The sequence below is a fragment of the Pseudomonas moorei genome, assembly GCF_042846945.1.
Taxonomy (GTDB): Bacteria; Pseudomonadota; Gammaproteobacteria; order Pseudomonadales; family Pseudomonadaceae; genus Aquipseudomonas; species Aquipseudomonas moorei.
The window spans coordinates 3,558,922-3,577,090 of the sequence record NZ_AP035776.1 but is presented as its reverse complement, the minus strand read 5'-3'; the positions used below and the strand labels follow the sequence as shown (position 1 = coordinate 3,577,090).

General features: G+C 60.7%; 21 protein-coding genes. 10 read left to right on the top strand and 11 right to left on the bottom strand.

The window, feature by feature from the left end:
• Positions 1-71 precede the first annotated feature (71 nt).
• The 4 genes from ACGJAX_RS16845 to ACGJAX_RS16830 all read right to left on the bottom strand — a co-directional run bounded on the left by ACGJAX_RS16845 (position 72) and on the right by ACGJAX_RS16830 (position 3,633).
• Entirely contained in the window at positions 72-1,031 is a 960-nt protein-coding gene (locus ACGJAX_RS16845; RefSeq protein WP_090319545.1) for an AraC family transcriptional regulator, read from the bottom strand.
• Between the two features lie 168 nt (positions 1,032-1,199).
• Positions 1,200-2,129, bottom strand: a complete 930-nt coding sequence (gene catA, locus ACGJAX_RS16840) for a catechol 1,2-dioxygenase (RefSeq protein ID WP_390955435.1) — start codon at positions 2,127-2,129, stop codon at positions 1,200-1,202.
• 54 nt (positions 2,130-2,183) lie between these two features.
• Positions 2,184-2,474, bottom strand: coding sequence for a muconolactone Delta-isomerase (catC, locus tag ACGJAX_RS16835; RefSeq protein ID WP_007978984.1), 291 nt, complete (start codon positions 2,472-2,474; stop codon positions 2,184-2,186).
• Between the two features lie 10 nt (positions 2,475-2,484).
• Positions 2,485-3,633 carry a muconate cycloisomerase family protein gene (locus ACGJAX_RS16830; RefSeq protein ID WP_151149674.1) on the bottom strand — a complete coding sequence of 383 codons (1,149 nt, stop codon included), beginning with the start codon at positions 3,631-3,633 and terminating at the stop codon, positions 2,485-2,487.
• Positions 3,634-3,760: 127 nt separating this feature from the next.
• Between ACGJAX_RS16830 and ACGJAX_RS16825 the strand changes: the two genes are divergently transcribed.
• Entirely contained in the window at positions 3,761-4,648 is an 888-nt protein-coding gene (locus ACGJAX_RS16825) for a LysR family transcriptional regulator (RefSeq protein ID WP_090319539.1), read from the top strand.
• Positions 4,649-4,709: 61 nt separating this feature from the next.
• Here ACGJAX_RS16825 and ACGJAX_RS16820 read toward each other — a convergent pair whose 3' ends face one another.
• Together ACGJAX_RS16820 and ACGJAX_RS16815 are read right to left on the bottom strand one after the other, a co-directional pair.
• On the bottom strand, positions 4,710-4,949 hold the full coding sequence (locus ACGJAX_RS16820; RefSeq protein ID WP_090319536.1) for a DUF1652 domain-containing protein: 240 nt from the start codon (positions 4,947-4,949) through the stop codon (positions 4,710-4,712).
• A gap of 113 nt (positions 4,950-5,062) precedes the next feature.
• Positions 5,063-5,962: a polysaccharide deacetylase family protein gene (locus tag ACGJAX_RS16815; protein WP_390955434.1), complete on the bottom strand. Its 900-nt coding sequence runs from the start codon at positions 5,960-5,962 to the stop codon at positions 5,063-5,065.
• A 284-nt stretch (positions 5,963-6,246) separates the two neighbouring features.
• Here ACGJAX_RS16815 and ACGJAX_RS16810 point away from each other — a divergent pair, with 284 nt between their 5' ends.
• Both ACGJAX_RS16810 and ACGJAX_RS16805 read left to right on the top strand, forming a co-directional pair.
• A complete protein-coding gene (locus ACGJAX_RS16810) occupies positions 6,247-6,927 on the top strand; it encodes an SOS response-associated peptidase family protein (RefSeq protein WP_390955433.1) in 681 nt (226 codons plus the stop codon).
• A gap of 272 nt (positions 6,928-7,199) precedes the next feature.
• Complete coding sequence (locus ACGJAX_RS16805; protein WP_390955432.1) at positions 7,200-7,469, top strand: hypothetical protein; 270 nt, start codon at positions 7,200-7,202, stop codon at positions 7,467-7,469.
• 211 nt (positions 7,470-7,680) lie between these two features.
• On the opposite strand, the gene ACGJAX_RS16800 is transcribed toward ACGJAX_RS16805, so the two are convergent.
• From ACGJAX_RS16800 to ACGJAX_RS16790, 3 genes are all read right to left on the bottom strand, one after another.
• Positions 7,681-7,836, bottom strand: a complete 156-nt coding sequence (locus tag ACGJAX_RS16800; RefSeq protein WP_162842367.1) for a hypothetical protein — start codon at positions 7,834-7,836, stop codon at positions 7,681-7,683.
• A gap of 66 nt (positions 7,837-7,902) precedes the next feature.
• Complete coding sequence (locus ACGJAX_RS16795) at positions 7,903-8,214, bottom strand: AzlD domain-containing protein (RefSeq protein WP_162842384.1); 312 nt, start codon at positions 8,212-8,214, stop codon at positions 7,903-7,905.
• A complete protein-coding gene (locus ACGJAX_RS16790) occupies positions 8,214-8,912 on the bottom strand; it encodes an AzlC family ABC transporter permease (RefSeq protein ID WP_090319521.1) in 699 nt (232 codons plus the stop codon). The genes ACGJAX_RS16795 and ACGJAX_RS16790 overlap by 1 nt, the downstream gene beginning before the upstream one ends.
• Before the next feature lie 161 nt (positions 8,913-9,073).
• Here ACGJAX_RS16790 and ACGJAX_RS16785 point away from each other — a divergent pair, with 161 nt between their 5' ends.
• From ACGJAX_RS16785 to ACGJAX_RS16770, 4 genes are all read left to right on the top strand, one after another.
• Entirely contained in the window at positions 9,074-10,009 is a 936-nt protein-coding gene (locus tag ACGJAX_RS16785; RefSeq protein WP_390955431.1) for a diguanylate cyclase domain-containing protein, read from the top strand.
• A 285-nt stretch (positions 10,010-10,294) separates the two neighbouring features.
• Entirely contained in the window at positions 10,295-11,170 is an 876-nt protein-coding gene (gene dapA, locus ACGJAX_RS16780) for a 4-hydroxy-tetrahydrodipicolinate synthase (RefSeq protein ID WP_390955430.1), read from the top strand.
• 60 nt (positions 11,171-11,230) lie between these two features.
• A complete protein-coding gene (locus tag ACGJAX_RS16775; RefSeq protein ID WP_390955429.1) occupies positions 11,231-11,605 on the top strand; it encodes a DUF2784 family protein in 375 nt (124 codons plus the stop codon).
• Between the two features lie 100 nt (positions 11,606-11,705).
• Positions 11,706-12,623: a LysR family transcriptional regulator gene (locus ACGJAX_RS16770; protein WP_247254346.1), complete on the top strand. Its 918-nt coding sequence runs from the start codon at positions 11,706-11,708 to the stop codon at positions 12,621-12,623.
• A 3-nt stretch (positions 12,624-12,626) separates the two neighbouring features.
• On the opposite strand, the gene ACGJAX_RS16765 is transcribed toward ACGJAX_RS16770, so the two are convergent.
• The gene (locus ACGJAX_RS16765; RefSeq protein WP_390955428.1) at positions 12,627-14,180 is read right to left on the bottom strand and encodes a diguanylate cyclase; all 1,554 of its coding nucleotides are present in this window, start codon (positions 14,178-14,180) and stop codon (positions 12,627-12,629) included.
• Between the two features lie 38 nt (positions 14,181-14,218).
• Positions 14,219-14,743, bottom strand: coding sequence for a DUF3087 domain-containing protein (locus ACGJAX_RS16760; protein ID WP_247254344.1), 525 nt, complete (start codon positions 14,741-14,743; stop codon positions 14,219-14,221).
• A 215-nt stretch (positions 14,744-14,958) separates the two neighbouring features.
• Between ACGJAX_RS16760 and ppnN the strand changes: the two genes are divergently transcribed.
• The 3 genes from ppnN to ACGJAX_RS16745 all read left to right on the top strand — a co-directional run bounded on the left by ppnN (position 14,959) and on the right by ACGJAX_RS16745 (position 18,097).
• The gene (ppnN, locus tag ACGJAX_RS16755; RefSeq protein ID WP_090319497.1) at positions 14,959-16,332 is read left to right on the top strand and encodes a nucleotide 5'-monophosphate nucleosidase PpnN; all 1,374 of its coding nucleotides are present in this window, start codon (positions 14,959-14,961) and stop codon (positions 16,330-16,332) included.
• Positions 16,333-16,502: 170 nt separating this feature from the next.
• The gene (locus tag ACGJAX_RS16750) at positions 16,503-17,243 is read left to right on the top strand and encodes a response regulator (RefSeq protein WP_090319493.1); all 741 of its coding nucleotides are present in this window, start codon (positions 16,503-16,505) and stop codon (positions 17,241-17,243) included.
• 119 nt (positions 17,244-17,362) lie between these two features.
• Complete coding sequence (locus ACGJAX_RS16745) at positions 17,363-18,097, top strand: transporter substrate-binding domain-containing protein (protein WP_390955427.1); 735 nt, start codon at positions 17,363-17,365, stop codon at positions 18,095-18,097.
• Positions 18,098-18,169: the final 72 nt, after the last annotated feature.

Here is an 18,169-nt window from a genome sequence, read left to right as displayed (position 1 = left end):
CGGGTTGCGCTGGCCCTTTTTTGTTTTTGCTTCGGCCTTGGCTGGCAAGCCAGCCCCTGAAGGATGGGGGCTCAGAGCCTGCGTTTGAGGGTGTCGGAAGGTAGCTCGCCGAACTGCTTGCGGTAGCTGTCGGAGAACCGTCCCAGGTGCAGGAAACCGTAATCCATGGCCACTTCGGTGACGTTGCGCACATTGCAGGTCGGGTCGCTCAGGCAGGCGTTGATGCGTTCCAGGCGCTTTTGGCGGATGTAGTTTTTCGGTGTGACCCCGGCGTTGCGCTCAAACAGGCCATACAAGGAACGCAGACTCATGCTGGCCTGGCGTGCCAGTTCTTCGCTGTCGATGTCTCGCTTGAGGTTCTGTGCGATGTAATCGGCGATCACGTCAAAGGTGGCCGTCGGCGAACCGAGGCACTCCCGACTGACATTGGTCTTCATCAGGCTGAGCATCTTGCTGACGATGATCTGAGTGTAATGCTCCTGCACCCTGGGAATCTGCTCGGTGGCCTCGGCCTCCTGGCAAATCATCGCCAGCAAGTTGACGAAACCTTCCAGCTCATTGAGCTGATAACGGTTCTCCACAAAGCGCACGCCCTGCCCCGGATAACGCCAGCGCTGCTCATCACAGACCGACTCGAACAACCGGGTGGGGACTTTCAGAATGAATTTTTCGCAATCGGCCGAGTACGTCAGATCGACCGGATCGTCGGGGTTGATCAGCAGCAATTCGCCGGGGGCGAAATAATGTTCCTGGCCGTGCCCGCGCCACAGGCAGTTGCCACGCAGCAACACTTGCAGGTGATAGATATCCTCCAGCGCGCCCGAGGTTACCCGCACGCTGCCACCGTAGCTGATGCGACACAGATCGAGGCTGGCGAATTTGCGATGGTCGAGACTGGCCAGCGGCTGGCCTGCGCGTGGCATGAGAATACAGTGGTTACCGACGTGCTGATTGACGTAGCCAGACACTGCATGGGGGTCGGCATGGTCGAACACTCTGCTGCGCTGACTCAACAGTTGCGCTTGCATCATCGGGTCACTCTGATTGTTGTTATGGGTTGCATCGTTTCATTCTAGAACCGAAACACGTGTAGGAGCGAGCCTGCTCGCGATGGACGTTAACGATAACGGGCGTTTACTGACTAAACGCGGCGCCCTCAAGTCCATCGCGAGCAAGCTCGCTCCTACAGGTTCTTTCGATCAGCCCTCCAGTGCGCGAACCCGCTCGTGGCGCTGCTGCTCTTCAGGCTGGGCCGACGACTGCAGGGTAAAGTCGAACTCGATTTCCGCGAACCGACCGCTGACACCGTGGGCCGCTGCACGCGCCTGGTCATCGCTGAAGGTGATCTTGGCGATCAACTCGTCACGGGTGGCGTAGGCGAAATCGTCGTGCAGGTATTGATCGCCATCGAGGTTGATCTGCGTGGTCAGGTGACGATGGTCCGGCGCGGAAATGAAGAAGTGGATGTGCGCCGGGCGCTGGCCGTGACGGCCCAGTTGATCGAGCAGTTGCTGGGTCGGACCGTCCGGTGGGCAACCGTAGCCCGACGGCACGATGCTGCGGAAACGGTAACGGCCTTCGGCATCGGTGACGATGCGACGACGCAGGTTGAATTCCGATTGCGCGGTGTCGAAGTACGAGTAGGTGCCGCCAGTGTTGGCGTGCCACACATCCACCACGGCGCCGGCCAGCGGTTCGCCAGCGGTGTTGAACACGCGACCTTGCATGAACAGGGTCACACCCGGATCCACGCCATCATCGAGGCGTGCTTCGCCCTGGGACAGTGGCGCACCGGCCACGTACAGCGGGCCTTCGATGGTGCGCGGCGTGCCGCCGGATTTGCCGGCCTGTTCGTCTTCGGCATCCATCAGCAGGTCGAGGTAATGCTCCAGGCCGAGCCCGGCCACCACCAGTCCGGCCTCTTGGCGCGCGCCCAGGACGTTCAGGTAGTTGACGGCTTTCCAGAACTCTTCCGGGGTCACGGCGAGGTCTTCGATGATGTTCACCGAATCACGCAGGATGCGGTACATCAGGGCTTTGACGCGCGGGCTGCCGGCATCGTTGTGCAGGCCGCTGGCCTCTTCGAGAAACTTCTGGACTTCAGCAGTATGGGAAATCTTGACGTTCATTTGGGTGGGTCCTCATCTTGTAATTATGGGCGTTGCGAGCTGAACAGGCGCCGTTCAGCGGTCATCGTCACGGATGGAAGAAGGATGACGGCACATCGCGTCGATCTCGATGGCCATGTACGGGAACAACGGCAATTGCATGAGCAGGTCGTGCAGTTCCTGAACGCTGTCGACATCGAACACGCTGTAGTTCGCGTAATGCCCGGCGATGCGCCACAGATGACGCCACTTGCCTTGCTCTTGCAGGCGTTGGGCCAGGGCTTTCTCGTCAGCTTTCAGTCTGGCGGCTGCTTCCGGATTCATATCGACCGGCAGGTTCACGGTCATTTTTACGTGGAACAGCATAATGCTCTCCTCAGGCTTGATGAATGGCAGTGGATGTTTTGTCGCGGCGGAAAAACGCCAGGCGTTCTTCATCCAGGCTCAGGCCCAGCCCCGGGGTTTTCGGTACGTGCAGCTCGAAATCGCGATACACCAGCGGTTCGCTGAGGATGTCTTCGGTCAGCAGCAGCGGGCCGAACAGTTCGGTGTCCCACGCCAGCTTGTTCAAGGTGATAAAGGCATGGGCCGACGCCATCGTGCCGAGGCCGCCTTCGAGCATGGTGCCGCCGTACAGGCCGATACCCGCCGCCTCGGCGATGGAGGCGGTACGCAACACCGCACGCGGGCCACCGTTCTTGGCGATCTTCAGGGCGAACACCGAAGCCGCGCCTTCACGGGCCAGGTTGAACGCGTCTTCCACGCACTCGATGGATTCGTCCGCCATGATCGGCGCCGGACTCATGGCGTTCAGGCGCACCATGCCGGCGCGGTTATTGCGCGAAATCGGCTGTTCGATCAGGTCAATGCCATTGGTGCCGAGAATCCGGCAAGCACGCAGCGCAACCGCTTCGTCCCAGGCCTGATTGACGTCGACCCGCACGCTGGCGCGGTCACCCAAGGCCTTCTTGATCGCGATCACGTGTGCCAGGTCGCGGTTGACTTCACCGGCACCGATTTTCAGTTTGAAGATGCGGTGGCGGCGCAGGTCGAGCATTTTTTCCGCTTCGGCGATGTCTTTCTCGGTGTCGCCACTGGCCAGGGTCCAGGCCACCGGCAGGGCGTCACGCACGCGACCGCCGAGCAACTCGCTGACCGGCAGGCCCAAGCGCTTGCCCTGGGCGTCGAGCAACGCGGTTTCGATCCCGGATTTGGCGAAGGTGTTGCCACGGATACTGCGTTCCAGGCGCAACATCGCGGCATTGACGTTGCCGCTGTCCTGGCCGATCAACAGCGGCGCAAAGTGCGTGTCGATGTTGGTCTTGATGCTGTCGGGGCTTTCGTTGCCGTAAGCCAGGCCACCGATGGTGGTCGATTCGCCAATGCCTTCGATGCCATCGGCGCAACGCACGCGAATGATCACCAGGGTCTGGTTCTGCATGGTGTGCATCGCCAGCTTGTGCGGGCGGATGGTCGGCAGATCGACGATGATCGTCTCGATCGATTCAATGGCTGTTGCAAGCATTTCGATACCCGTCAGGTTCTTGAAGTTCTGGAATCGATTCTGGTACGGCTTTTTTCAGGAAGCCAATATAGAATTGGTCTGACTTGATACCTTAAAGGTATGCAACTGATGGCCGACTGGAGGCTCCATGGAACTGCGTCACCTGCGTTATTTTCAGGTTTTGGCTCAAACCCTCAATTTCACCCGCGCCGCCGAGTTGCTGCACATCGCCCAACCGCCCTTGAGCCGGCAGATCCAGCAACTGGAAGATGAACTCGGCGTGATCCTGCTCGAACGCGGGCGACCGCTGAAACTGACCGACGCCGGGCGTTTTTTCCATGAACACTCCACGGCCCTGCTCGAACAACTGAACAAGGTCTGCGACAACACGCGGCGTATCGGCCTGGGGGAAAAGACCTGGCTGGGCATCGGTTTTGCGCCGTCGACGCTCTACGGCGTGTTGCCGGAACTGATTCGCCGCCTGCGCAGCGGCGAACCGCTGGAGCTGGAGCTGGGGCTGTCGGAGATGACCACCCTGCAGCAGGTTCAGGCGCTGAAGGCCGGGCGTATCGACATTGGCTTCGGGCGTATCCGTATCGATGATCCGGCGATCATCCAGACCGTCCTCACCGAAGATCGCCTGGTCGCCGCCCTGCCCGCCGGCCACCCCTTGCTCGCCGGTCCCATCAGCCTGCGCGACCTGGCCAAAGAAGCCTTCGTGCTGTACCCCGGCAACCCCCGGCCGAGTTACGCCGACCACGTGATTGCACTCTTCGAATCCTACGGCGTGAGTATCCATGTCGCGCAATGGACCAACGAACTGCAAACGGCGATCGGACTGGTGGGGGCTGGAATCGGCGTCACGCTGGTGCCGGCCTCGGTGCAACTGCTGCACCGCGACGACATCGGTTTCACCCCGTTGCTGGAAGACAACGCGACCTCGCCAATCATTCTCAGCCGGCGGGTCGGCGACGTGTCACCGGGGTTGAACCATTGTTTGCGGATGATTGATGAGCTACTGCCGCAGGGCTCATGAGGGCCTGTGGAGAGGAAACTTGCTCCCTTTCCACAGGTCCAGTGATAAGCCGCGATCGGCGTTAACCGGCAAACGCCCGGCGCCCGGCTTTCATCTCGGTGCGCAACTCGCCAATGAACTCGGAAATGGCACGCACGCTGGTCAAGTCTTCGGTCGAGACACCGCTCAATAACAGCTCCACTCGCCCGCTCACCGGTTCGTAGATCTCGATACGGAGCAACCCGCCGTTCTCCGTGCATTCGCAGGCCAACGGCACAAAACCGGACTCGACTATGTTGCAAAGAACTGAAATGGGAACCATGGCCGCTGCCTCGCACGGCAATTGATCGGATTGGATCCCACTCAGGATAGATGCTGTTTGCCGATCCTGCGCCAGCTAATAGTGTTAGCTGGCTCGCAATTTCGAGCATTTTTTCAATGGGAATTTCCGCCCCAGATCCAGTTCCAGAATCCAGGCAACTCAACCGGCTGCGAACTGTCGCGCACGGTACGCGCCATCGCCGCCCGCTGCAGCGCGGCCGTATCGTCGTAGAACGGCTGTTCGGCGGTTCTCACCCCTGTCGCCTGGGCGCTGTCGAGCAGGATTTGCAGGTACTCGCGGGTGTGCCGCGCGGTATAGCGATTGAGATCGTGGAACGTCACCACCACCGGAATCACCCCATCCACCACCGGCAGCTCGCCCCGGGCGATGCGCTCGCGTACTTCGGACATCGAGCGCAGGAAATGGGCGCGCCGGCGGGGGCTGGCGTTAAAGCCCCAGATCTTGCCGTCGTTGGCACTCAAATCGGTGAGCAACACATGCATGCCGTGCTGCTGATACGCGGCGAAGGTGCGCTTGTCGTAGTTCCAGAATGGCGGGCGCAGCAGCGTCGGGGACGCGCCGGTGATCGCGGCGATGTCGGCGCTGCCATTGGTCAGAGCCTGCTCCAGCTCTTGCGGGTCGAGGGAGCGATGGTTGGTGTGCGAAGGCGTGGCGGTGTGAAAGCCCAGAATGTGCCCGGCATCGCGCTCGTGGTGCATGACCGCGCGCCCGATGTCACTGCCGCCGGCCCGTGAGGCGCGGGTCTGCACAAAGAACACGGCCTTGATGTCCGGCTGCAACCCATTGCGCGCCAGGCTATCGAGCACGGTTTCAGTCGGGTTCCAGAAACTCGACGCGCTGGGACCGTCATCGAAGGTCAGCAGAAAGCGGATGGGGGGTTGAGTGCGTAGACGTTGTTCAGTCTGCGGTGTCATTTCGATAGGGGCGGCGATGCAACCCAGCAGACTGGCTGCCATGGCGATCGCCGATAAAACCTTGACCAACTGTTTCATGTTCTGCCTTGGGCCAGACCGTTTCGGTCACCACGTCAAACGGCAAAGTCCTTCGCCCGTTCATCCTTCGCCAGCCCGCAGGTCGCTGCGGGCCGAGGTTGGATCAGGGTACACAGAGTTTGGTTCCGGCGCTGCCCGCCTTCCAGGGCTAATGGATAAAGAATGCTGAAACGGTCGCCGCCTTGCCTGGTCTACAGCTTCACGGCAAGCCGGACCTGCGGAGTTGGGTGCTCTGAAATGATTCGAGCATCTATGCTGAAAACTCCCAACGGAGGGTTCATTCAATGTGCGGAAGACTGTCGCAGTATCGAGGCATTCACGATTTCGTTGCCGTGCTGAGCATTCCCGACGCACTGATCAATCACGTTGGCGATGAACCCTTGGCGCGCTACAACGCCGCGCCGACCACGCAGCTTGCGCTGCTGCATCTGGAAAGCGACGGCCTGCACGCCGATCGGCAGCGATGGGGCTGGCGCCCGCACTGGGCAAAGGATCGTGCGGCACCGATCAATGCGCGGGTCGAGAAAGTCGCCCATGGCCCGTTTTTCCGGGCGATCTGGCCGCACCGGGCGATCTGCCCCATCGATAACTGGTTCGAATGGGTCGACGCCGGAGACGGCACCCGCCAACCCTGGCTGATCCGACGACGCGACCGGGGGCCGATCTACTGTGCGGCGATCGGGCAGTTCCCCCTTGGCGGCGCCGCGCCGCGAGACGATGACGGGTTTGTCATTATCACCGCCGACAGCGCTGGCGGTTTGCTGGACATACACGACCGCCGCCCCGTCGTGCTGTCAGCCGAGCTGGCGCGGGAATGGCTGGACCCGGCCACCCCGAAGGATCGTGCCGAACAGATGGTACTTTTGCAGGGTGAAGGCAGTGACGCGTTCCAATGGCACAAGGTCGCCAAAGCGGTTGGCAACGTCAGAAACCAGGCGGCCACATTGATTGATGAAATAACTTGAATATGTCAATAACGACAGGAACATTGGCATAACCAACAATTGTTTATACAAGACATCACCAACTTCGTCATGCCGACTGTTTCAATCAATTAACACTTATATATATCCATGAGTTCGGTGAATTAACCGCTTGTCCGACAATGCATTGATCGTGCATACATTTATAAAAACTACCGATAGCATGCGCGCCGCATTTCCAGTTGCATCACCCAGTTGACCAAAGAGTCAACAACTAAGGAAATCCCTGAAAACAAGCCTTGCAGAGAACTAAATTGCGCGACGATTTTTCAATGAATCAAGTCGTGGGTCTGGCGTGCATTTATCTTTCGCCGACAGAACACTACCAACTCGACTGTTTTATCGGGCAATACATAAAGACCCGGAACCTGCGAACAGTCCACAATATCAATCACTTACTGAGTTCAACCCTCGAAAGATATCCGGGCAAACCGCCGGTGATGGTCAATGAGTTGAACGCCTGGCTCGACAAAACCCTGGGGTATCGGGCCGCTCATCCCGAGTTTCTGTTGGACGACGCCTGATCCACACCTGAAGAATTGAAAAGCCCCGTTCAATGGCGCAATGGGGTTCAGTTGAATGAACGTGCTCCACTTGTAGGAGCGAGCCTGCTCGCGATGGTCGTTAACCATAGCGCGTGTTCACTGACTAAACGCGGAGTTCTTGCGTCCACGTCGGAACGCCGCCCGGAGCAGGCTCGCTCCTACAGTGGGGGCTTATTTGTACGCAGCCCGGTCAGGGCTTCAATGGACGCTCCATGTCGCGCTCCGACAGTTCCCGGCTGTCGTCATGTTTCCATGTCTGCTCAGCGTGCTTCTGCTGCTCGAGCTCTTCTTCCGTCGGTTCATCCGTGTCGTCGTCCAGGTCCGGACGCTTTGGGTCAGTTGCCATGTTCACCTCTCTTCCTGAAGGGATCGGTCATCAACTTTAAGCGTAGAACAATTTCCGGTGCCCGGCTCACAGCCACCCTCGCAGCAGAAAGAAGAAGCCCATACTCAACAGCATGCTGAGCAAGGTATTGCGGGTGTAGAGCACCAGGCCGACGGCCACCAGCGAGCTGATCAGGTACGGGTTGTCCCAATGCAGATTCAGCTGCTTTTCCGGCATGAACACAATCGGCCCGCAGATGGCGGTCAACATGCCCGGCACGGCAAAGCCCAGGAACTGTCGGGCATTGCTGCTCAAGCGCACTGGCAGCCGCGGTTCCAGAAACACGTAGCGGTTGAGAAACACCAACACGCCCATCCCGATAATCACTGCCCAGACCATCATGTGCGTTCACCCTGGAATTTATTGCAGATAAAACCGGCGCTCATGCCCGCCAACCCCGACAACACCAGCGCCGAGCCCCATTGCCAGTAGCTGAACAGCACCGAACAGAACAGCGACACCGCGACGCACACCACGGTCGGCACATTGCGCACCACCGGGGTGATCAGGGCGATGAAGGTGGCGGCGATGGAGAAATCCAGCCCCAGGTGCTCCAGGCCCGGAATGCTGCTGCCGAGCACGATGCCCAGCAGGGTGAAGAGGTTCCAGGCGACGTAGAACGTCAAGCCGACCCCCAGGGCGTACCAGCGGTTGAATTGTTGCTTGTCGTACTGACTGGTCAGGGCGAACAACTCGTCAGTGAGCAGAAAGCCCAATCCTGCCCGCCAGCGCCCCGGCAACGGCGAAATCACCGAACGCAGGCTCATCCCGTAGAGCAGATGCTGGGAGGTCAGTAACAAAGTGGTGAGCAGAATCGAAAAGATCCCGGCACCGCCCTTGAGCATGCCGATGGCCACCAGTTGCGCGGCGCCGGCAAACACGATGCTCGACAGGCCCTGGCCTTGCAGAGGGGTGAGATTGGCTTCGATGGCCATGGAACCGGCCAGCAACCCCCAGGGAGCGGTGGCCAGGGACAACGGCATGATCGCCGCAGCGCCGCGAAGAAACGCACTGCGCGGCATGAGTGAGTTGGACATAACGCTCGACAACCAGTGAAAGACGACAAACTGTGCCAGCACTGGCCGCCGTTGGCTTGAACGATCTTGCGCACATTGCCATTCATCGGCTGCCTGCTTGCGCCGGCTCAGTAGTAGCAACATGATGGCGCTGCATTTTTCCCCTCAAGGTGCGGCCGTTCATGCATTCAGTCGAAACCGACAGCGACGTCTATAAAACCCTGCTTGAGTCGACCAAGGCGATCCCGTGGCGAATCGACTGGAAGACCATGACCTTCAGCTACATCGGACCGCAGATCGAGAGCCTGCTGGGTTGGGCGCAGGACAGTTGGGTCGGGGTCAACGACTGGATCGAACGCATGCACCCGGACGATCGCGACTACGTGGTGGAGTTCTGCGTCTCGCAATCCCGTGCCGGCGTCGATCACGAGGCGGATTACCGCGCACTGACCCGCAACGGTGAATACGTGTGGATTCGCGATGTGGTGCACGTGGTGCGCAAGGACGGCGAGGTCGAAGCGCTGGTCGGCTTCATGTTCGACATCAGCGAGCGCAAGAAAACCGAAGAGCACCTGATTCGCCTGCAGAAACAGCTCGAGGAATATTCTTTCCAGGACGGCCTGACGGGCATTGCCAACCGGCGCATGTTCGACACTGTGCTGGAACGGGAATGGACCAGCGCCCAGCGCAGCGGCGCGCCGCTGTCGGTGATCGTGCTGGATATCGATTATTTCAAGCAGTACAACGACCATTACGGCCACATCAAGGGTGACGAATGCCTGCGCCGTGTGGCGCGCACGTTGTCGCTGGCGGCGAATCGACCACGGGATTTCATCGCCCGGATCGGCGGCGAAGAGTTCGTCTGGCTGCTGCCGGAAACCGACGCCGAATCCGCCCGATTGGTGGCCAACAAGTGCCTGCACCTGATTCGCCAGCAGCAGATTCCCCACGAGTTTTCCGCGGTATCGCCTTTGCTCAGCCTGAGCCTGGGGGTCGGTACCACCCAAGCCACGCCGCACACCACGGCACTGGCGTTCGTCGAACAGGTGGACAAGTTGCTCTATCAGGCCAAGCGCAACGGGCGCATGCGCGCGGCGTTCGCAGATTTTCGTGATTGACAAACCCGGCGCCGCCTTTTAAAACTGGGCACCTCATTCAGGGTGTAAGCAAACATGTCCGCAACCTTCAACCTCAACATTGACGTCATTGGCTTGAATGCCAAGGCGCAAGGTTGCGTTGCGCACGCCCTCAAATCGAAGAAACAGTCGCTCATGTGACCGGGGCGCGCTGTCCCGTCAGATGAGCTGACAGGACATTGAGCGCGACGGACCACCCTCCCCTTGCTTGCTTCCTTCTACGCTTCTGACGGTGACGAAATCGGTCAAACCTTCAGGAGTCAGCGTATGTCATCGTTTCAAGGTATCTGGGTTCCACTGGTCACGCCGTTCCACAACGGTGCCATCGATTTCGTCGGCTTGCGCCGGCTGGTCAGCCATCTGCTGGAAAAGGGCGTCGACGGCCTGGTTGTCTGTGGCACCACCGGCGAACCGGCGGCCATGAGCAAACAGGAGCAACTGGCGGTACTCGATGCCGTACTCGAGCTCGTGCCGGCCGATCGCATCGTCATGGGCCTGGCCGGCAACAACCTGAGCGAGTTGCTGCAGTTCCAGCGCGAGATTCTGAAGCGTCCGGTGGCAGGTTTGCTGGTGCCGCCGCCGTATTACATCCGCCCGTCCCAGGCTGGCCTCGAAGCGTTTTTCCAGACCGTGGCCGATGCTTCCAGCGTGCCACTGATTCTCTACGACATTCCTTACCGTACCGGCGTGGCCTTCGAGCAGGCGACCCTGCTGAACATCGTGGCCCATGAACGCATCGTCGCCATCAAGGATTGCGGCGGTAACTTCTCGAACACCCTCGCCTTGCTCAACAGCGGCCAGGTCGATGTGCTGTGCGGTGAAGACAACCAGATCTTCAACGCCCTGTGCCTGGGCGCCAAAGGCGCGATTGCCGCGTCGGCGCATGTCCATCCCGAACTGTTCGTGCAGTTGTACCAGCAGATCCGCGACAACAGGCTGGCGGATGGCCGCGCCACATTTTTCCGTTTGCTGCCGCTGATCAACAGCCTGTTCCTGGAGCCCAACCCGGCCCCGGTGAAAACCGCCCTGGCCCTGCAAGGCTTGATCGGTGATGAACTGCGTGCACCGATGCAACGCAGCAGCGAATCGATGACCGAACGCTTGAAAGGCGTGCTCAGCGCATTGGAGCGCGACAATCGATAGAACCCCCGCCAACGGCCCGAGTACCATGGAGCGATTCGTTCAGCCTTCAGGGGCACCGACATGCTGTACCGAATCGCCGCCGACGGGCTGATGGTGTTTCACTTGCTGTTCATCGTGTTTGTGTTGTTCGGCGGGTTGCTGGTGCTCAAATGGCGCCACCTGATCTGGTGGCATCCGCCAGCCGCGCTGTGGGGTATGGCGGTGGAGTTCTTCCACCTGCCCTGCCCGCTGACCGACTGGGAAAATCACCTGCGCCAGGCAGCCGGGGACGCCGGCTATGGCGGTGGATTCATCGAACATTACGTTTGGCCGGTGATTTATCCGGCCGGCCTGACGCCAGCCATTCAACTCGTTTTGGGCAGTGTTGTGCTGCTGATCAACGGGCTGGTCTATCTTCGATTGTTGCGGCGATGGAAATTGCGCCGAACGCCCTGATTCAACGGGTTTGAGCTGGTGATGATGGCGTCGGTGAGGACGCCTTCGCTGGCCAGCCAGGCTCCTGCAATAGGGCGTGCCCGAATGAGGATTGAAAAACATGCTGTCGACCGAAGACATGGCGTTACTCGAAGCCATCCGCGAAACCGGCAGTCTGTCGCGGGCCGCCGCTCATCTGGGCAAGGCGCCGTCCACGGTGTCCTACGCCGCCCGGCAACTGGAAGAACGCTTCGATGCGCTGCTGTTCGATCGCCGTCGTTATCGCCTGCAACTCACCCCCGCCGGCGAGTTGCTGGTGAACGAAGCGGCGCGGCTGATGCAGGACGTCTCGCGACTGACCCAACGGGTGCAGCAAGTGGCCAACGGCTGGGAGAGCCGCTTGTGGATCGTCACCGATGAACTGCTGGAATTCGAGACATTGATGCCGGTGATCCATGAGTTCGATGCCCTGGGCTCCGGCGTCCCGCTGCGCATCACCCAGGAAGTGCTGCGCGGGGTTTGGGAAGCCCTGCGTGAAGGCCGCGCGGACCTGATCATCGGCGCCACCAACGAACCGCCGGCGATCCCGTCCTTGCGCTGGATGCAGTTGGGCGAAATGGAGTGGGTGTTCGCCGTGTCGCCAAAACATCCGCTGGCCAAGGCCAGGGAGCCGGTATCACGCGCCCAGGTGGCGCAACACCGGGCGATTGTCGTCGCCGACTCGTCGCGCGCGACCGAGGGCAGTACTTACGGCGTTTCCAGCGGCCAGAGCGTGCTGGCGCTTCCGACCATGCGCGCGAAAATCCTCGCGCAGTGCGACGGCTTGGGCGTGGGTTGGTTGCCCAGGCACCGGGTCGGCTCGCTGCTCAAGAGCGGCGCCCTGATTGAGAAGCAGATGGCCGATCCGCGTGAACCCAACATCCTGTACGCCGGATGGCGCGGCGACCACGACGGTCGCGCGCTGGGCTGGTGGCTGGAAAAACTCAAGCAGTCGTACCTGGCCAACCGATTGGTGCAAGGCAGCGACCGCTTTGTCTGAGCGTCAGTTGGCAATCACGCTCATGTTGCGCCCGCTGGCCTTGGCCACGTACAGCGCCTTGTCGGCGGCACCGATCAAGTCGTCCGTCTGCGCTTGCGATGCCGGGCCGTGGCCGCAGACACCCACGCTCACGGTCACCCTGCCCTCGGGGCTTTCACTGTGCTGGAGGCCGGCCGCCAGCACAGCGTGGCGGATTTTTTCCGCCACCAGGAACGCCCCTACGTAATCGGTGCCGGGCAACACCACGGCAAACTCTTCGCCACCGAACCGGGCCGCCAGATCCTTGGGGCGCTTGATGTGATCGGTGATGATGGCGGCGATTTTGCGCAGACACTCATCGCCGGCCAGATGGCCATATTGATCGTTGAAGGCCTTGAAATGGTCGACATCGATCATCAGCAGCGCCAGGTCCGTGACGTTGCGCCGCGCACGTCCCATTTCCGAATGAATGAACAGATCGAACTGGCGGCGGTTGGCCAGCCCGGTCAACGCGTCCTCGAGCGCCAGTAGTTCAAGGTTGCGATTGAGCTCCAGAAGTTTTTCCTGGGTGCCAAGCAGCTCGGTCTGGACCCGATCCTGCTGCTTCATCAGCTTGATCAGGCGAAAGCCGAGCACGCCGAGAAAGCCCAGCAGCACCGCGACGATCCCGGCACTGAGCATCGACTGCTTGCGCCAGCTGGCCAGCACTTCCTGCTTGTCGAGGGCGACGAAGACGATCAGCGGATAACCCTCGACCCGACGATAGCCCACCACCCGTTCGACGCCATCCATGAGGGACCTGATCGTCGCCGTGCCGGAACTCGCGGCGGGCAGCAGCTGGGTGAACAGCGGGCTCCTGGACAGATTCGCGCCGATGTCGGCCTCATTGAACGGCCGACGCACGATGATGCGGGCATCGTCGGCGATCAGGTTGATGACCCCGTTATCGCCCATGTCGATGCTGTCGTAGAGTTGCAGGAAGTGGTTCAGGTAGAGAGTGGCCAGTGCCACACCGGCAAAACTGCCATCCGGGTGATTGACCCGGCGCGACACCGTCATGATCCATTCGCCGCTGGAACGGCTTTTGATCGACGGACCGATGTGCGGCCCACGGTCAGGATGATCGCGGTGGTAGATGAAATACTCACGGTCCGAGTTATTGGCACCGCCCACTTCGGCACCGTTGGAATTGGCGATCCAGCGCCCGTTTTCGTCATACACGAACAGGCCGTGGATCTGGCTCAGTTCACTGCGCTCGGCGCTGAGCAAGCGTTGCAGGCGATCCAGTTGCCCAGGCGCGATGCCCTCGTTTTCCAGGCGATCGACCAACGCAAACAGCAGCGTATCGGCTTGCTTGATCGACGACTGCGCTTGCGAGGCCAGCGTCTGCGCAAGGTTGGACATCGCCACTTCCTTGTCGTGCAAGTGGTACTGACGTGAGTTCCACGTCTCCCAGATCACGATCACCATCATCGACAGGCACACCGCAAGCATCAGCGTGACAGCCGAGCGCACCTTGAGCCGGGCGACGCCGGGCCGGTTTTTTTCGATGTGGTCGTGAATGGACGGATGTCCCATGCCCTCGCTCCTTGAATGTTGGTGGGCTGCGCCAGCGCCTACCGCGCCTGCTTCACGGCTTCGATCCAGAGCGGATCCAGCCGCGTCTGCCCGGTATCGATGCCCAGCGCTGCCATCCGCGCCTCGTGTTGTTCCATTTCCCGGTTCAATTGCCCATGATCGCTGGAGTTGCCGTCCAGTTGGTGCATCTGGCTCAACCCAAGATGATAGAAGCGCAACAGCTTCATCGCCGTCGGATCGCCCGCCTCCACTGCCGTCGTGACATGGTGCATGACGTTGGTGATGCTCATCAGGCTGCGTTTGAGCTGCCAGCTGTAGACCGCCGGCGCCATCCATTGCCGGGTCCAGAACACCTGGCGCATCAGCGCCGCCATCACCAGCACGGCAGCAAACACGCCGCCAATGTTGAATCGAAGATTGTCCCCGCCAGGCTCACCGAACACCGCCACCGCCAGGGTCGACAGTGCCATGGCCAGCGCCAGGAAAATCAGAGCGATGATCACCGTACTGCGCCGCGTTTGTTGCCGATAGGTTTCGGCGTTCATCGGCTGGATTTCGAACATTACGTCGGGTTTCCTTCAGTCGCGGGTAAAAAGATTGCGGGCATTATCGCCTCTGCGCGGGATTTAGCTATGCTGGAGCTCCTTTTCATCTTTTCATCGTCAAACGGGGGACGTGGCGAGAGCGTGCAATCAGTGCCATCTTCTTTCATGGATACACACTATTCGGATGTCATTCGTTGTTTCTGTGGGGATGACATCGTTTTAAGGATCATTGAATGACCCAACGACAAGTAATCAACGCCTCGGTCAGCCCGAAAGGCAGCCTGGAAACCCTGTCCCAACGGGAAGTCCAGCAACTGAGCGAAGCCGGATCCGGCAGCACCTACAACATCTTCCGCCAATGCGCCCTGGCCATCCTCAACACCGGCGCCCACGTCGACAACGCCAAGACCATTCTCGAAGCCTACAAGGACTTCGAAATCCGCATTCACCAACAAGACCGCGGCGTACGCCTGGAATTGCTGAACGCCCCGGCCGACGCCTTCGTCGATGGCGAAATGATCGCCAGCACCCGGGAAATGCTGTTCAGCGCCCTGCGCGACATCGTTTACACCGAAAACGAACTCGACAGCCAACGCATCGACCTGAGCACCTCCCAGGGCATCAGCGACTACGTCTTCCACCTGCTGCGCAACGCCCGCACCCTGCGCCCCGGCGTCGAGCCGAAAATCGTGGTGTGCTGGGGTGGTCACTCGATCAATACCGAAGAATACAAGTACACCAAGAAAGTCGGCCACGAACTGGGCCTGCGCAACCTCGACGTCTGCACCGGTTGCGGCCCCGGCGTGATGAAGGGCCCGATGAAAGGCGCCACCATCGCCCACGCCAAGCAGCGTATCCATGCCGGTCGTTACCTGGGCTTGACCGAACCGGGCATCATCGCCGCCGAGGCACCGAACCCGATCGTCAACGAACTGGTGATCCTGCCGGACATCGAGAAACGCCTGGAAGCCTTTGTCCGCGTCGGCCACGGCATCATCATCTTCCCGGGCGGCGCCGGCACCGCCGAAGAGTTCCTGTACCTGCTCGGCATCCTGATGCATCCGGACAACAAGGGCCTGCCCTTCCCGGTCATCCTCACCGGCCCGAAACACGCCGCGCCGTACCTGGAACAGCTGGACGCGTTCGTCGGCGCCACCCTGGGCGATGGCGCCAAACAGCACTACGAAATCATCATCGACGACCCGGCCGAAGTCGCACGGCAGATGACCCAGGGCCTCAAAGCGGTCAAGCAGTTCCGCCGCGAGCGCAATGACGCGTTCCACTTCAACTGGCTGTTGAAAATCGACGAAGGCTTCCAGCGTCCGTTCGACCCGACCCACGAAAACATGGCCAACCTGAAACTGAGCCGCGACCTGCCGCCCCACGAACTGGCCGCCAACCTGCGCCGCGCGTTCTCCGGCATCGTCGCCGGCAACGTCAAGGACAAGGGCATCCGCCTGATCGAAGAACACGGGCCGTACCAAATCCGTGGCGATGCGGCCGTCATGCAACCGCTGGATCAACTGCTCAAGGCATTCGTCGCCCAGCATCGGATGAAACTGCCCGGCGGCGCGGCCTACGTGCCGTGTTATCAGGTCGTTGCGTAATCAAACCGAGGTCGTTCTGTAACATCGCGAGCCGAAGCCATTGCTTCGGCTTGCTGCTTTTATGGACAGAGGAATCAGGCGTCGAAACCGCCAGCCGCCGTTACCGCAGCAACGGATATGTACTCAGAACAAAACACAGGTCGGCTGCAACCAAAAAGAGGACCCAAGCAATGGACCACGTCAACCATATCCTGATCGTCGACGACGACAGGGAAATCCGCGAACTGGTCGGCAACTACTTGAAGAAAAACGGCCTGCGCACTACCGTGGTCGCCGACGGCCGGCACATGCGCAGCTTCCTGGAAGCCAATCAGGTGGACCTGATCGTACTGGACATCATGCTCCCCGGCGACGACGGCCTGGTCCTGTGCCGTGAATTGCGCTCGGGCAAGCACAAGGCCACGCCGATCCTGATGCTCACCGCGCGCGACGACGAAACCGACCGCATCCTTGGCCTGGAAATGGGCGCTGACGACTACCTGACCAAACCCTTCGCCGCCCGCGAATTGCTGGCGCGGATCAACGCCGTGCTGCGCCGCACCCGGATGTTGCCGCCCAACCTGCTGATCACCGAAAGCGGCCGCATGCTCGGCTTCGGTCGTTGGCGCCTGGACACCACGGCCCGCCATCTGCTCGATGAAGACGGCACCCTGGTGGCCCTCAGCGGCGCGGAATATCGCCTGCTGCGAGTGTTCCTCGATCACCCGCAACGGGTGCTGAGCCGCGACCAGTTGCTCAACCTGACCCAGGGCCGCGACGCCGACCTGTTCGACCGCTCCATCGACCTGCTGGTGAGTCGCCTGCGCCAACGCTTGAAGGATGACTCGCGAGAATCGACCTACATCAAAACCGTGCGCAGCGAAGGCTATGTATTCTCCTACCCGGTGGAAATGCTCGACGCCCAGGATTGAAGGTATTTTCCGGGTGCCCCACCCATCCTGATGTCTGACGCAAAAGCCACGCAGATTGTCCGGGACAGTGGCGGTACGTCCGTACTAAGATTTGCGCTTCATTTCATCAAGGACGATTCATGAAGCGCTTTATCGGTTGCCTGCTATGGGTTCTGAGCGTGCATGCGTCCGCAGCCAGTCTGAACCTGCTCACCGACATCCATCCCCCCCTGCATTTCCAACAGAACGGTGAATTGGTCGGGTTCGGCGTCGATGTGGTCAAGGCCCTGGCCGAGCGCACCGGCGATCAAGTGCAGTTGCAGCAGGTGCCGTTGCTGCGCGCCTTGCACATGGCCAGCAGCGAACCCGCCACCGCCGTTTTCACCGTGTTGCGCACCGCCGAGCGCGATGGCCAGTACCAGTGGGTGGGGCCGTTGCTGGACGTCGAAACCGCGCTCTATTCAGCCGACAGCACCCAGCCACCGGTTCGCAGCCTGGTGGACGCCGCACGCCTGGGACGCATCGCCGTGCCATGCAAATGGCTGGCCTACAGCTACTTGCAGCAGCAGGGTCTGAACAACCTGTATGGCGTCGAAACGCCCGAGCAGATGGTACGTCTGGCGCGCATGGGGCGTACCGAGTTCGTGGTGGCCGACACCCTCTCCATCGCGACCCTGGCCCGCGAAGAAGGCCTGGCACCCGACCGGCTGCAGTACCAGATGCCGCTGATGCGGCAAGGCAGCTACATCGCGTTTTCCCTGCAGACCGATGCGCGCCAGGTGGCGCGCTGGCAACAGGCGCTGGATGAAATGAACCGTGACGGGCGCCTGGCCCGGATCAAGCAGCGCTGGCTCAGCGACACCACGCCCCGATAGCAACGATGGGCCGCTCCGCGCCCAGGGTGGACGGGGCGGCGTAGCGGTCTCGGGATTTTGTGAGCGCTACGC

Coding starts and splice junctions, on each gene's coding strand:
- catA (WP_390955435.1), bottom strand. CDS start 2,129: ATGAACGTCAAGATTTCCCATACTGCTGAAGTCCAGAAGTTTCTCGAA.
- ACGJAX_RS16800 (WP_162842367.1), bottom strand. CDS start 7,836: ATGGCAACTGACCCAAAGCGTCCGGACCTGGACGACGACACGGATGAA.
- ACGJAX_RS16770 (WP_247254346.1), top strand. CDS start 11,706: ATGCTGTCGACCGAAGACATGGCGTTACTCGAAGCCATCCGCGAAACC.
- ACGJAX_RS16790 (WP_090319521.1), bottom strand. CDS start 8,912: ATGTCCAACTCACTCATGCCGCGCAGTGCGTTTCTTCGCGGCGCTGCG.
- ACGJAX_RS16830 (WP_151149674.1), bottom strand. CDS start 3,633: ATGCTTGCAACAGCCATTGAATCGATCGAGACGATCATCGTCGATCTG.
- ACGJAX_RS16810 (WP_390955433.1), top strand. CDS start 6,247: ATGTGCGGAAGACTGTCGCAGTATCGAGGCATTCACGATTTCGTTGCC.
- ACGJAX_RS16820 (WP_090319536.1), bottom strand. CDS start 4,949: ATGGTTCCCATTTCAGTTCTTTGCAACATAGTCGAGTCCGGTTTTGTG.
- ACGJAX_RS16825 (WP_090319539.1), top strand. CDS start 3,761: ATGGAACTGCGTCACCTGCGTTATTTTCAGGTTTTGGCTCAAACCCTC.
- ACGJAX_RS16760 (WP_247254344.1), bottom strand. CDS start 14,743: ATGTTCGAAATCCAGCCGATGAACGCCGAAACCTATCGGCAACAAACG.
- ACGJAX_RS16845 (WP_090319545.1), bottom strand. CDS start 1,031: ATGATGCAAGCGCAACTGTTGAGTCAGCGCAGCAGAGTGTTCGACCAT.
- ACGJAX_RS16750 (WP_090319493.1), top strand. CDS start 16,503: ATGGACCACGTCAACCATATCCTGATCGTCGACGACGACAGGGAAATC.
- ACGJAX_RS16745 (WP_390955427.1), top strand. CDS start 17,363: ATGAAGCGCTTTATCGGTTGCCTGCTATGGGTTCTGAGCGTGCATGCG.
- catC (WP_007978984.1), bottom strand. CDS start 2,474: ATGCTGTTCCACGTAAAAATGACCGTGAACCTGCCGGTCGATATGAAT.
- dapA (WP_390955430.1), top strand. CDS start 10,295: ATGTCATCGTTTCAAGGTATCTGGGTTCCACTGGTCACGCCGTTCCAC.
- ppnN (WP_090319497.1), top strand. CDS start 14,959: ATGACCCAACGACAAGTAATCAACGCCTCGGTCAGCCCGAAAGGCAGC.
- ACGJAX_RS16775 (WP_390955429.1), top strand. CDS start 11,231: ATGCTGTACCGAATCGCCGCCGACGGGCTGATGGTGTTTCACTTGCTG.
- ACGJAX_RS16815 (WP_390955434.1), bottom strand. CDS start 5,962: ATGAAACAGTTGGTCAAGGTTTTATCGGCGATCGCCATGGCAGCCAGT.
- ACGJAX_RS16785 (WP_390955431.1), top strand. CDS start 9,074: ATGCATTCAGTCGAAACCGACAGCGACGTCTATAAAACCCTGCTTGAG.
- ACGJAX_RS16765 (WP_390955428.1), bottom strand. CDS start 14,180: ATGGGACATCCGTCCATTCACGACCACATCGAAAAAAACCGGCCCGGC.
- ACGJAX_RS16795 (WP_162842384.1), bottom strand. CDS start 8,214: ATGGTCTGGGCAGTGATTATCGGGATGGGCGTGTTGGTGTTTCTCAAC.